6 protein-coding genes, 3 rRNA genes and 3 pseudogenes are annotated in these 13,589 nt (G+C 65.4%); 2 read left to right on the top strand and 10 right to left on the bottom strand.

Annotated features, from left to right (window positions below):
- Positions 1 to 47 precede the first annotated feature (47 nt).
- Positions 48 to 1,268, top strand: coding sequence for a benzoate/H(+) symporter BenE family transporter (locus GXP74_RS32390; RefSeq protein WP_182454823.1), 1,221 nt, complete (start codon positions 48 to 50; stop codon positions 1,266 to 1,268).
- 45 nt (positions 1,269 to 1,313) lie between these two features.
- Here the strand turns inward: GXP74_RS32390 and rrf are convergent.
- From rrf to GXP74_RS41205, 8 genes and pseudogenes are all read right to left on the bottom strand, one after another.
- A 5S ribosomal RNA gene (gene rrf, locus GXP74_RS32395) occupies positions 1,314 to 1,430 on the bottom strand.
- A gap of 81 nt (positions 1,431 to 1,511) precedes the next feature.
- Positions 1,512 to 4,632 (bottom strand): 23S ribosomal RNA (locus tag GXP74_RS32400).
- 305 nt (positions 4,633 to 4,937) lie between these two features.
- Positions 4,938 to 6,456 (bottom strand): 16S ribosomal RNA (locus GXP74_RS32405).
- Together the 16S, 23S and 5S rRNA genes form the textbook arrangement of a ribosomal RNA operon.
- 548 nt (positions 6,457 to 7,004) lie before the next feature.
- On the bottom strand, positions 7,005 to 8,690 hold the full coding sequence (locus GXP74_RS32410) for a ribonuclease J (RefSeq protein ID WP_182454824.1): 1,686 nt from the start codon (positions 8,688 to 8,690) through the stop codon (positions 7,005 to 7,007).
- A gap of 149 nt (positions 8,691 to 8,839) precedes the next feature.
- A complete protein-coding gene (gene dapA, locus GXP74_RS32415; protein ID WP_182454825.1) occupies positions 8,840 to 9,739 on the bottom strand; it encodes a 4-hydroxy-tetrahydrodipicolinate synthase in 900 nt (299 codons plus the stop codon).
- Positions 9,740 to 9,953: 214 nt separating this feature from the next.
- A pseudogene (gene thyX, locus GXP74_RS42360) lies at positions 9,954 to 10,403 on the bottom strand (FAD-dependent thymidylate synthase); the annotation flags it as partial.
- Between the two features lie 3 nt (positions 10,404 to 10,406).
- A pseudogene (locus tag GXP74_RS42365) lies at positions 10,407 to 11,198 on the bottom strand (HNH endonuclease); the annotation flags it as partial.
- A gap of 114 nt (positions 11,199 to 11,312) precedes the next feature.
- Positions 11,313 to 11,603: pseudogene (locus tag GXP74_RS41205) on the bottom strand (FAD-dependent thymidylate synthase); the annotation flags it as partial.
- 131 nt (positions 11,604 to 11,734) lie between these two features.
- Here GXP74_RS41205 and GXP74_RS32425 point away from each other — a divergent pair.
- A complete protein-coding gene (locus tag GXP74_RS32425) occupies positions 11,735 to 12,337 on the top strand; it encodes a GNAT family N-acetyltransferase (protein WP_182454827.1) in 603 nt (200 codons plus the stop codon).
- Here GXP74_RS32425 and GXP74_RS32430 read toward each other — a convergent pair.
- Together GXP74_RS32430 and dapB are read right to left on the bottom strand one after the other, a co-directional pair.
- Complete coding sequence (locus tag GXP74_RS32430; protein WP_182454828.1) at positions 12,312 to 12,755, bottom strand: hypothetical protein; 444 nt, start codon at positions 12,753 to 12,755, stop codon at positions 12,312 to 12,314. The two genes, GXP74_RS32425 and GXP74_RS32430, sit on opposite strands and share 26 nt — an antisense overlap.
- A 4-nt stretch (positions 12,756 to 12,759) precedes the next feature.
- On the bottom strand, positions 12,760 to 13,536 hold the full coding sequence (gene dapB, locus GXP74_RS32435; protein WP_182454829.1) for a 4-hydroxy-tetrahydrodipicolinate reductase: 777 nt from the start codon (positions 13,534 to 13,536) through the stop codon (positions 12,760 to 12,762).
- Between the last annotated feature and the right edge of the window lie 53 nt (positions 13,537 to 13,589).

Raw genomic sequence — 13,589 nt, forward strand, 5'->3', positions numbered from 1 at the left:
GCCGCTATCGTTCCATAAACGGAACGACAGCCCGCAGGGGGAGACACATGCCGACCACCGAACCCGCACTCGTACCCGGCGCCCGGAGCCCCGGCGGGCCGGCCGCACGCACCGACCCCGTGCCGCTGAGCCAGCCGCTCAGCGCGGGCCTGGTCACCGCCATCGTCGGCTTCAGCAGTTCCTTCGTCCTGGTCCTCACCGGACTGCGCGGTGTCGGAGCCGATCCACGTCAGGCCGTGTCCGGGCTGCTGCTGCTCTGCCTCGCCATGGGCGGGCTCGCCATCTGGTTCGGGCTGCGGCACCGCCAGCCGGTCAGCATCGCCTGGTCCACCCCCGGCGCCGCGCTGCTCGCCACCGCCGGTCACCAGAGCGGCGGATACCGCTGCGCCGTGGGCGCGTTCCTGGTCAGCGGGCTGCTGATCACCCTCACCGGGATATGGGGACGCCTGGGACGCTGGATCTCCGCGATACCCGGTTCACTCGCCACCGCGCTACTCGCCGGCGTACTACTGCCGCTCTGCCTCGCCCCGGTCCGGGCCGCCGACCAACTGCCGGACCTCGCCCTGCCGACGATCGCCGCCTGGGCACTGCTCACCCGCTTCGCGCGCCGCTGGGCCACCCCCGGCGCGCTCGCCACCGCCGTCGCGGCGCTGCTGTTCCAGCACGCCCACACGTTCGGACACAGCGGCGACCTGCTGCCGACACCGACCTTCACCACTCCGGCGTTCAGCCTGGGCGCGACCGTCAGCATCGCGCTCCCGCTGTACGTGATCACCATGGCCTCGCAGAACATCCCCGGGATCGCGGTACTGACCCACTTCGGCTACCAGCCGCGCACCCGCCCCATCCTCATCGGCACCGGCCTGGCCAGCGCGGTGGGCTCGGTGGGCGGCGCCTACATGGTCAATCTCGCGGCCATCACCGCGGCCCTGGTCGCGGGTCCGGACGCCCACCCGGACCGGGCCCGGCGCTGGATCGCCTCGGTCACCGCGGGCGCGGTCTACCTGCTGCTGGGACTGACCGCGGGCTTCTCCGCCGCACTGCTGAGCGCGGCCCCGCCGCTGCTGATCGAGGCCACGGCCGGGCTGGCGCTGCTCGGCACACTCGGCTCAGCGCTCTCGGCCACGGTCGCCCAGGAGAACGGCCGCGAGGCGGCGGTCATCACCTTCGTGGTCTGCGCATCCGGGGTCACCGCCTTCGGCATCGGCGCCCCCGTCTGGGCCCTGCTGGCCGGGCTCGGCAGCTACGCGCTGCTGGCCCGGAAATGACTGTAGGCCCCCTGACATGATGTCAGGGGGCCTACAGTAAAGGTTGTTCGGCGGCGTCCTACTCTCCCACAGGGTCCCCCCTGCAGTACCATCGGCGCTATGAGGCTTAGCTTCCGGGTTCGGGATGTAACCGGGCGTTTCCCTCACGCTATGACCACCGAAACACTATGAAGTTGACCGCACACCACTCCTCACGGAGTAGGGGTCGTTCCTTCAGAACAACACAGTGGACGCGTAGCAACTATGGACAAGCCCTCGGCCTATTAGTACCGGTCAGCTCCACCCCTCACAGGGCTTCCACATCCGGCCTATCAACCCAGTCGTCTACTGGGAGCCTTAACCACTCAAGGTGGTGGGAGCCCTCATCTCGAAGCAGGCTTCCCGCTTAGATGCTTTCAGCGGTTATCCCTCCCGAACGTAGCCAACCAGCCATGCCCTTGGCAGGACAACTGGCACACCAGAGGTTCGTCCGTCCCGGTCCTCTCGTACTAGGGACAGCCCTTCTCAAGACTCCTACGCGCGCAGCGGATAGGGACCGAACTGTCTCACGACGTTCTAAACCCAGCTCGCGTACCGCTTTAATGGGCGAACAGCCCAACCCTTGGGACCTACTCCAGCCCCAGGATGCGACGAGCCGACATCGAGGTGCCAAACCATCCCGTCGATATGGACTCTTGGGGAAGATCAGCCTGTTATCCCCGGGGTACCTTTTATCCGTTGAGCGACGGCGCTTCCACAAGCCACCGCCGGATCACTAGTCCCTGCTTTCGCACCTGCTCGACCCGTCGGTCTCACAGTCAAGCTCCCTTGTGCACTTACACTCAACACCTGATTGCCAACCAGGCTGAGGGAACCTTTGGGCGCCTCCGTTACATTTTAGGAGGCAACCGCCCCAGTTAAACTACCCACCAGACACTGTCCCTGATCCGGATCACGGACCCAGGTTAGACATCCAGCACGACCAGAGTGGTATTTCAACGACGACTCCACAACCACTGGCGTGGCCGCTTCAAAGTCTCCCACCTATCCTACACAAGCCGAACCGAACACCAATATCAAGCTATAGTAAAGGTCCCGGGGTCTTTCCGTCCTGCTGCGCGAAACGAGCATCTTTACTCGTAATGCAATTTCACCGGGCCTATGGTTGAGACAGTCGAGAAGTCGTTACGCCATTCGTGCAGGTCGGAACTTACCCGACAAGGAATTTCGCTACCTTAGGATGGTTATAGTTACCACCGCCGTTTACTGGCGCTTAAGTTCTCAGCTTCGCCAGGTCGAAACCAAGCTAACCGGTCCCCTTAACGTTCCAGCACCGGGCAGGCGTCAGTCCGTATACATCGCCTTACGGCTTCGCACGGACCTGTGTTTTTAGTAAACAGTCGCTTCTCGCTGGTCTCTGCGGCCGGCCACAGCTCAAGGAGCAAGTCCCATCACCACAACCGGCCCCCCTTCTCCCGAAGTTACGGGGGCATTTTGCCGAGTTCCTTAACCATAGTTCACCCGAACGCCTCGGTATTCTCTACCTGACCACCTGAGTCGGTTTGGGGTACGGGCCGCCATGAAACTCGCTAGAGGCTTTTCTCGACAGCATAGGATCATCCACTTCACCACAATCGGCTCGGCATCAGGTCTCAGGCTCGTGCTGCGCGGATTTGCCTACGCAACGCCCTACACCCTTACCCCGGGACAACCACCGCCCGGGCTGGACTACCTTCCTGCGTCACCCCATCGCTCACCTACTACCCTGTTGGATCAGCGGCTCCACCACTCCTCTTCACCCGAAGGATCCGAGACGGCTTCACGGCCTTAGCATCCAGAGGTTCGACGTTGGCGCTTCAAAGCGGGTACGGGAATATCAACCCGTTGTCCATCGACTACGCCTGTCGGCCTCGCCTTAGGTCCCGACTTACCCTGGGCAGATCAGCTTGACCCAGGAACCCTTGGTCAATCGGCGCAAGAGTTTCCCACTCTTGTATCGCTACTCATGCCTGCATTCTCACTCGTATACCGTCCACGACTGGCTTCCGCCGCCGCTTCACCCGGCACACGACGCTCCCCTACCCATCACAGCCCCCGTTAGGAGTTAAGCTGCAATGACACGGCTTCGGCGGTGTACTTGAGCCCCGCTACATTGTCGGCGCGGAATCACTTGACCAGTGAGCTATTACGCACTCTTTAAAGGGTGGCTGCTTCTAAGCCAACCTCCTGGTTGTCTCTGCGACTCCACATCCTTTCCCACTTAGCACACGCTTAGGGGCCTTAGCCGGTGTTCTGGGCTGTTTCCCTCTCGACCATGGAGCTTATCCCCCACAGTCTCACTGCCGCGCTCTCACTTACCGGCATTCGGAGTTTGGCTAAGGTCAGTAACCCGGTGGGGCCCATCGCCTATCCAGTGCTCTACCTCCGGCAAGAAACACGCGACGCTGCACCTAAATGCATTTCGGGGAGAACCAGCTATCACGGAGTTTGATTGGCCTTTCACCCCTAACCACAGGTCATCCCCCAGGTTTTCAACCCTGGTGGGTTCGGTCCTCCACACGGTCTTACCCGCGCTTCAACCTGCCCATGGCTAGATCACTCCGCTTCGGGTCTTGGGCGCGCTACTCAATCGCCCTATTCGGACTCGCTTTCGCTACGGCTACCCCACACGGGTTAACCTCGCAACACACCGCAAACTCGCAGGCTCATTCTTCAAAAGGCACGCAGTCACGACAACATGTGCAAGCACACGCTGCGACGCTCCCACGGCTTGTAGGCACACGGTTTCAGGTACTATTTCACTCCGCTCCCGCGGTACTTTTCACCATTCCCTCACGGTACTGTCCGCTATCGGTCACTAGGGAATATTTAGGCTTAGCGGGTGGTCCCGCCAGATTCACACGGAATTTCTCGGGCTCCGTGCTACTTGGGAAAGACTCAAGAGAGCCGTACAGGTTTCGTCTACGGGGGTCTTACCCTCTACGCCGGACCTTTCGCATGTCCTTCGACTACCCATACGGTTTCTGACTCCCCGACCAACCGGCAGATTGATCAAGAATCTTCCCACGACCCCGAAGTGGCAACCCCTGCCGGGTATCACACCACAACGGTTTAGCCTCATCCGATTTCGCTCGCCACTACTCTCGGAATCACGGTTGTTTTCTCTTCCTGCGGGTACTGAGATGTTTCACTTCCCCGCGTTCCCTCCACACTGCCTATGTGTTCAGCAGCGGGTGACAGCCCATGACGACTGCCGGGTTTCCCCATTCGGACACCCCCGGATCAAAGCTCGGTTGACAGCTCCCCGGGGCCTATCGCGGCCTCCCACGTCCTTCATCGGTTCCTAGTGCCAAGGCATCCACCGTGCGCCCTTAAAAACTTGGCCACAGATGCTCGCGTCCACTGTGCAGTTCTCAAGCAACGACCAACCACCCATCACCCCCACACCAGACGGCGTGAAGTTCACTGGGGTCGGCGTCTGAAGACCAGCCATACGGCCGCGCCCTCAGGACCCAACAACGTGCCCGACACAACCAACCAACCACCGCGTTCCACGCGCCGAAGCGCAGTACTAACCATGACCAACTGATCGTGCCGAATAGTCAACGTTCCACCCATGAGCTACCAGCACCGAACATTCGCCGATGAACTGGCCTCTGCCCGACCGAAGCCAGGAGAAGTGCTCCTTAGAAAGGAGGTGATCCAGCCGCACCTTCCGGTACGGCTACCTTGTTACGACTTCGTCCCAATCGCTGGTCCCACCTTCGACAGCTCCTTCCCTTGCGGGTTAGGCCACCGGCTTCGGGTGTTACCGACTTTCGTGACGTGACGGGCGGTGTGTACAAGGCCCGGGAACGTATTCACCGCAGCAATGCTGATCTGCGATTACTAGCAACTCCGACTTCATGGGGTCGAGTTGCAGACCCCAATCCGAACTGAGACCGGCTTTTTGAGATTCGCTCCACCTCGCGGTATCGCAGCTCATTGTACCGGCCATTGTAGCACGTGTGCAGCCCAAGACATAAGGGGCATGATGATTTGACGTCGTCCCCACCTTCCTCCGAGTTGACCCCGGCAGTCTCCTGTGAGTCCCCGGCATAACCCGCTGGCAACACAGAACGAGGGTTGCGCTCGTTGCGGGACTTAACCCAACATCTCACGACACGAGCTGACGACAACCATGCACCACCTGTATACCGACCACAAGGGGGCGACCATCTCTGGCCGTTTCCGGTATATGTCAAGCCTTGGTAAGGTTCTTCGCGTTGCGTCGAATTAAGCCACATGCTCCGCTGCTTGTGCGGGCCCCCGTCAATTCCTTTGAGTTTTAGCCTTGCGGCCGTACTCCCCAGGCGGGGAACTTAATGCGTTAGCTGCGGCGCGGACCACGTGGAATGTGACCCACACCTAGTTCCCAACGTTTACGGCGTGGACTACCAGGGTATCTAATCCTGTTCGCTCCCCACGCTTTCGCTCCTCAGCGTCAGTAATGGCCCAGAGATCCGCCTTCGCCACCGGTGTTCCTCCTGATATCTGCGCATTTCACCGCTACACCAGGAATTCCGATCTCCCCTACCACACTCTAGCCTGCCCGTATCGAATGCAGACCCGGAGTTAAGCCCCGGGCTTTCACATCCGACGCGACAAGCCGCCTACGAGCTCTTTACGCCCAATAATTCCGGACAACGCTCGCACCCTACGTATTACCGCGGCTGCTGGCACGTAGTTAGCCGGTGCTTCTTCTGCAGGTACCGTCACTTGCGCTTCTTCCCTGCTGAAAGAGGTTTACAACCCGAAGGCCGTCATCCCTCACGCGGCGTCGCTGCATCAGGCTTTCGCCCATTGTGCAATATTCCCCACTGCTGCCTCCCGTAGGAGTCTGGGCCGTGTCTCAGTCCCAGTGTGGCCGGTCGCCCTCTCAGGCCGGCTACCCGTCGTCGCCTTGGTAGGCCATTACCCCACCAACAAGCTGATAGGCCGCGGGCTCATCCCAGATCGCCGGAGCTTTCCACGCACACCCCATGCGGAGATGCGTCGTATCCGGTATTAGCACCGGTTTCCCGGTGTTGTCCCAGAATCTGGGGCAGATTGCCCACGTGTTACTCACCCGTTCGCCACTGATCCACCCCGAAGGGCTTCACCGTTCGACTTGCATGTGTTAAGCACGCCGCCAGCGTTCGTCCTGAGCCAGGATCAAACTCTCCGTGAATGTTCTCGGGATATCCCGATCACACTCGCGTTGAGCGGCACAGCAACCGGCGGAATAGCCGATCCCGTGCACTGCGTCCTCGCTAGTGTTTTGTGCATCAAAGGAACCTCGTCCGATCAACGGACGGGGTATCAACATATCTGGCGTTGACTTTTGGCACGCTGTTGAGTTCTCAAGGAACGGACGCTTCCTTCGAGACCCTTTCACCGGTCTCTCCGGGCGCTTCGTTCTTCGTTTTCTAGCTTACCAGACCGTTTCCGGCCCGATTTCCCGCCGTCCCGCGCCGTTTCCGGCCCGTTCCGACGAGTGAAACCTTAGCGGAACCACGCCACCGATGCGAAATCCACCGGTTTTCGTTCGCCCACCACAATTCTCGGAAAATCACACACCAAAGAAGGCCGTGCGATGTGTTTCAGGGATTGGCCGCCACCGCAGAAACGCAGGGCAACTCGAAGGACACTACGCACCCGGTCAACCGATGTCAAACCGATGCCCCCGCCGACCGGAGTCGGCGGGGGCATCCGCAGGTCGTGCCGTACCGGCGGAGGTCAGACCTCGACCACGACCGGGAGGATCATCGGGCGGCGGCGGTAGGTGTCGGACACCCACTTGCCGAGCACTCGGCGGACCAGCTGCTGCACCTGACGGGGTTCGATGACGCCGTCCTGCGCCGAGCGGTTCAGGGCTTCCTGCATCTTCTGGATCGCGGGCCCGAAGGCGTCGTCGTCGATGCCGGAGCCACGAGCCTGGATGTTCGGGCCGCTGACCACCTTGCCGGTAGCCGAGTCGACGACCAGGAACACCGAGACGATGCCCTCGTCGCCGAGGATCCGACGGTCCTTCAGCGAGCTCTCGGTGATGTCGCCGACCGAGAGGCCGTCGACGTACACGTAGCCCGCCTGGACCTTGCCGACGATCCGGGCGACGCCGTCGACCAGGTCGACCACCACGCCGTCCTCGGCGATGACCACGCGCTCCTTCGGGACGCCGGTCTTCTGGCCCAGCTCGGAGACCGCCCGCAGGTGCCGCCACTCGCCGTGGACCGGCATCAGGTTGCGCGGCTTGCAGATGTTGAAGAAGTACAGCAGCTCACCGGCCGAGGCGTGGCCGGAGACGTGCACCTTGGCGTTGCCCTTGTGCACGACGTCCGCACCCCAGCGGGTGAGGCCGTTGATCACGCGGTAGACCGCGTTCTCGTTGCCGGGGATCAGCGACGAGGCGAGGATGACCGTGTCGCCCTCGACGATGCGGATCTGGTGGTCGCGGTTGGCCATCCGCGACAGCGCCGCCATCGGCTCACCCTGCGAACCGGTGCAGATCAGCACCACGTCCTCGTCGGGCAGGTCGTCCAGCGCCTTGACGTCCACGACCAGGCCCCCCGGCACCTTCAGGTAGCCGAGGTCACGGGCGATGCCCATGTTGCGGACCATGGAACGGCCGACGAAGGCGACCTTGCGGCCGAACTCGTGGGCGGTGTCCAGGACCTGCTGGATGCGGTGGACATGGCTGGCGAAGCTGGCCACGATGATCCGCTTGTCGGCGCGGTCGAACACCTGCTGGAGCACCGGACCGATGTCGCGCTCCGGCGCGATGAACCCGGGGACCTCGGCGTTGGTGGAGTCCACCAGCAGCAGGTCGATGCCCTCCTCGCCCAGACGGGCGAAGGTCGGCAGGTCGGTGAGCCGCTTGTCGAGCGGCAGCTGGTCCATCTTGAAGTCGCCGGTGGCGACGACCATGCCCGCCGGCGTGCGGATGGCGACGGCGAGAGCGTCCGGGATGGAGTGGTTGACCGCGATGAACTCACAGTCGAACACGCCGATGCGCTCGCGCTCCCCCTCCTTCACCTCCAGCGTGTACGGCCGGATGCGGTGCTCCTGGAGCTTGGCCTCGATCAGCGCCAGGGTCAGCTTGGAGCCGATCAGCGGGATGTCCGGCTTCTCCCGGAGGAGGTAGGGGACAGCGCCGATGTGGTCCTCGTGCCCGTGGGTGAGGACGATGCCGTCGATCTTGTCCAGCCGGTCCCGGATGGAGGTGAAGTCGGGCAGGATCAGGTCGACACCGGGCTGCTGCTCCTCGGGGAAGAGCACGCCGCAGTCGACGATGAGCAGGCGACCGCCGTACTCGAACACCGTCATGTTGCGGCCGATCTCACCGAGTCCGCCCAGCGGGGTGACCCGGAGGGCCCCTTCGGCGAGCGGCGGCGGGGTACCCAGGTCGGGATGCGGATGGCTCAAAAGTCTCTCCTTCCCGCGCGCGCAGAACACCCGGAGCGGGCGCACGGCGCAGGCGGCATCGTTACGGATCTTTCCTTGGTGCTACACGTCATCGCGGTCGCGTGAATCGCCTGAGCGGATCGCGGTAAGCGGGACGTGAACGTCTGTTGTCAGAGGTGTACCCCTCCGGCGGCGAGATCGCTCCTGAGCTGAGCGGCCTCCGCCTCGGTGGCCTCGACCAGCGGGAGCCGCAGCGGCCCGGCCGGGAGGCCCTGGAACGCCAGGGCGGCCTTGGTGGTGATCACGCCCTGGGTGCGGAAGATACCGGTGAAGACCGGCAGCAGCCGCTGGTGTATCTCGGTGGCCTTGGCCGGGTCACCGCTCAGGAAGGCTTCCAGCATCGCCCGCAGGTCCTCGGTCACCAGGTGGCCGACGACGCTGACGAAGCCCACCGCGCCGATGGACAGCAGCGGCAGGTTGAGCATGTCGTCCCCGGAGTACCAGGCCAGGCCGCTGCGCGAGATGGCCCAGCCGGCGGCGGCCAGGTCGCCCTTGGCGTCCTTGTTGGCCACGATCCGGGGGTGCTGGCCCAGTCGGACCAGGGTCTCGGTCGCGATCGGGACACCGCTGCGCCCGGGGATGTCGTAGAGCATGACCGGCAGGCCGGTGGCATCGGCCACGGCGGTGAAGTGCCGGTAGAGGCCCTCCTGCGGCGGCTTGTTGTAGTACGGGGTGACCGCGAGCAGGCCGTGGGCTCCGACGCGCTCGGCCTCGCGGGCGAGCTCCAGGGTGTGCCTGGTGTCGTTGGTGCCGACCCCGGCGATGACATGGGCCCGGTCGCCGACGGCCTCCAGTACCGCCTGGACCAGCGCGGATTTCTCAGCGTCGGTGGTGGTCGGCGACTCGCCGGTGGTGCCGTTCACGACGAGTCCGTCGTTGCCGGCGTCGACGAGGTGTGCCGCCAGACGCTGGGCGCCTTCGAGGTCGAGGGAGCCGTCGGCGGTGAACGGGGTCACCATCGCGGTCAGCACCCTGCCGAAGGGGATCTCAGGGGTGGAGGTCGGAGCCATGGACCCAACGCTACTCGTTGCTGGTGGTCGAACGTACAAGCAGTCCACCTGGTGGGGGTGGCGGGGCGCACAAAGAGAGCCCGGTGCTGCCTGCTCGGGGGTTCAGACAGCACCGGGGCTCGTGCTTTGAGACTAGGTAATATCAAGATTTACCGCAAATGGGACATAAGCCACTTCTCGCCCAACTGGGTCACCGGCCAGGCAGGCTCCGGAGCTACGGCGCGACCCGGCCGTGCTCGTTGAAGGCCGCATGGGTGAGCGGCATCAGCGCGGCCCACTCCCGCTCCATCTTCTCGGCGACCATCTCGATCTCCCGCTGCGGGAAGGACGGGACCTTGGCCCGCTCGTCCTTGGTGCGCAGCGACAGGAAGTGCATCAGCGAGCGGGCGTTGCAGGTGGCGTACATCGAGGAGAACAGACCCACCGGCAGCACCGCCCGGGCCACCTCACGGGCCACGCCGTCGGCCAGCATCGCCTGGTAGGCCTCGTACGACTGCCGGTAGGAGGCCTCCATCGCGACGGTCACGCTCTTCTGCTGCTCGGGCGTGCCCTCGAAGAACTCGTACTTGCCCGGGCGGCCCTTCTGCACCAGTTTGCGATCCTCGCCCGGAACGTAGAAGACCGGCTGGAGCTCGCGGTAGCGACCGCTCTCCTCGTTGTAGGAGTTGTGCACGACGACCCCGTTCGCCAGGAAGTTGTGCCACGGCCCCTCGACGGCGAGGTCGTAGGTCATCTCCTCGCCATCGGGCTGCACGGAGACCACAAGGTCGGCCTTGGCGACAGCCACCTTGCCGCCGCGCCGCGCCAACGCCTGCTCACTGGCGCTCTTCTCGGTATGACACGGCTCACACACCGGCGCGAGATTGCCCTCGTCGAGAGCCCGCGGCAGGTCCATCGCGACCGGGACCACGTGGTCCAGCTCCAGCGCCCCGCGCGGGAAGGTCCGCGAACAGAGGTAGCAGACATCGATGTCGTCGATCAGCCGGTTGCGCTGCATGGACGTCCAGACGCCGATCCCCCGCCGGAGGCTAGGCGGTACCAGGGCCTCCGACGGCCGGGGGGCCGTTCCGCCGATCATGACGGAATCGCCGACTGCCAACTCACCCGCCTTGCGCCAGCCGTCCGGCGTCCAGATGGCATGGTCCGCACTGCAACGCAGCACCTTGCCCGTCGCCGTGGTCAACCGCAGGAGCTGCTTCACTCCGGACTCCATGACATCGACGATCTGCGCCCGGCCCGCCAGCCGGGTGCGCTCGTCGTAGCAGCGCACGTGGCTGCGCCGTACGGAGTCGAGCTTGCGCTGTCGCTTGGAGGGATGGCTTTCCCGGAACTCCGCGACGGCCCGTTCGGCCGCCTCCCTGCTGCTGTGCAGGCCGAGGTAGTGGTACCCGCCCTGGACCTTCGCCTGGGCGGACCATTTCTGGGCCTTCTCCTTCCAGCTGACCCCGCCTTTGCTCACCGGCTCGCTGTCCTCGACCCCGTGGTGCCAGAGCCGGTAGAGCTCCGCGATGCCGCGACGCCTGAGGTTCCCGCCCGCGCTCTCCAGAGTGATCTCCGTGTCGCCCGCCAGGCACCAGCCGGCGCGGTGCCGCTGGAACTCACGGAAGACGAAGATCGGGGCGCTGACCAGGAAGGTCATCGAGTTGTGCTCGAACGGGGTACCGTGCCGGTCGCGCATGAGGTAGTTGATCAGGCCCTTGGAGCGGGCCGGGTCCTTCTGCAGCTCGTCGAGCGACTGCTCGCCGGCGGTGGACACCCGGGCGGCGAACAGCACGTCGGCGTCCTGCGCGCTGGAGCGCACCAGCTCGACGGTGACGTCGTCCCGGAAGAGGGGCTCAGGGACGGCGGGGGTTACGTCGGTCACCAGGGATTTTCCTTTCGTGGAGGTCCGGGTGCGAACCTCATTGAGAGTATCGGCCACCACCGACAGCCCGTTGTCTATCCTGATCCTCTCGACATGTGGGACGACAGCCGACCGACAGGAGGTCAGCAGCTGTGCCCGGACGCCTGGCGCCGCCGGTGGTGCGCGACGCGACCGCCGACGACGTCGCCGATGTGCTGCGCCTGCGCGCCGCCTCCTGGCGGGCGGCGTACGTGGGAATCATCCCGCCCGCCTACCTGGACGCCATGGACTCGGATCCGCAGGAGCTGGCGCGTGCCCTGCGCCGTTTCCGGGAGAACCCGGCCGGACGCCACTGCCTGCTGGCCCAGCGCGACGGGCGCAGTGTCGCCTTCGTGATGTGCGGTCCGGAGCGGCCGATGCCCGAGCAGCTGCGCGGCGGCCCCAGGCGCGGCGAGGTGTACGCGCTGTACGCGCACCCGGACTGCTGGTCGACCGGGGCGGGCCGGGCGCTGCTGGCGGCGGCCAGGCGGCGGCTGCGCGAGGACGGCTTCGCACAGCAGGTGCTGTGGGTGCTGGAGGCGAACGCCCGGGGCCGGGCGTTCTACGAGCGGCAGGGGATGCTCCCGACCGGCCGCCGGGGGGTGCTGCGGCTCGGTGGCGCGGCGCTGCCGGAGCTGGAGTACGCGACCCCCGCGCCGGTGCTGGCGGCCCAGCGGCAGCCGGCCGGGGCTACGCCCGCGCGTCGTGGAGGCTGATCGCCCGCTGCATGGCCTTGCGGGCGCGCGGGGTGTCCCGGGCGTCCGCGTAGGCGACGGCCAGGCGGAACCAGGCGCGCCAGTCCTCCGGCGTGGACTCGGTCTCCGCCTGGCGGCGGGCGAAGACCTCGTCGGCGGAGTCCCGGTCGATCCGGCCGGCCGCGGTCCGCTGGAGTTCGTCGACCGGTAGTCCGCCCTCGGCTTCGAGCTGCCGGGCGAGCTGGCCGCTGCGGCGGCCGAAGCGGTAGGTCTTCCAGAGGAACCAGCAGCCCAGCGCCACCAGCACCTCGGCGCAGACGCCGATGCCGACGGCCGCGGCGCTGCCGGTGGCCATCAGCTGGGCGCCGGTGACCACGATCACCACGAAGCCGAGCAGCAGTGCGGCGGAGACGACGAAGTACATCAGACGGGCGATCATGAATTCACTCTCCGGTGGCGGTGCCCTGATCGGCGAACAGGAAGTTCTCCAGGCCGAAGGTGAGCCCCGGGGCCTGTCCCACCCGGCGCACGCCGAGCAGGATGCCGGGCATGAACGAGCTGTGGTGCAGCGAGTCGTGACGGATCGTCAGGGTCTCGCCGGTACCGCCGAAGAGCACCTCCTGGTGGGCCAGCAGGCCGCGCAGCCGGACCGAGTGCACCGGGACGCCGTCCACGTCGGCGCCGCGCGCGCCGGGCAGGCCGTGGGTGGTCGGGTCCTGCTGCGGGGCGGCCCCGGCCTCGGCGCGGGCGGCGGCGATCAGCTGCGCCGTCCGGGTGGCGGTGCCGCTGGGGGCGTCGGCCTTGTTGTCGTGGTGCAGCTCGATGACCTCGACCGACTCGAAGAACCGGGCCGCCTGCTGGGCGAAGCGCATGGTGAGCACCGCGCCGATGGAGAAGTTCGGCGCGATCAGCACGCCGGTGCCGGGGGCGGCGGCGAGCCAGCCGCGCAGCGTGGCCAGCCGCTCCTCGGTCCAGCCGGTGGTGCCGACCACCGAGTGGATCCCGGCCGCGGTGCAGAACTCCAGGTTGGCCATGACCGAGTCGGGGTGGGTCAGCTCGACGGCGACCTGCGCACCGGCCCCGGTCAGCGTGTCCAGGCTGTCGCCGCGCCCGAGGGCGGCCACGAGTTCCAGGTCCGGGGCCGCTTCCACGGCACGGACGGCCTCGGAGCCGATCCGGCCGTTCGCGCCGATCACGGCGACCCGCAGGGAGGTGCTCATCTGGTGACTCCTGTGAGAGTGGTATCCGACTACTGGGTTCAGGACGGGACTGG

The sequence above is a fragment of the Streptacidiphilus sp. P02-A3a genome, from assembly GCF_014084105.1.
GTDB lineage: Bacteria > Actinomycetota > Actinomycetes > Streptomycetales > Streptomycetaceae > Streptacidiphilus.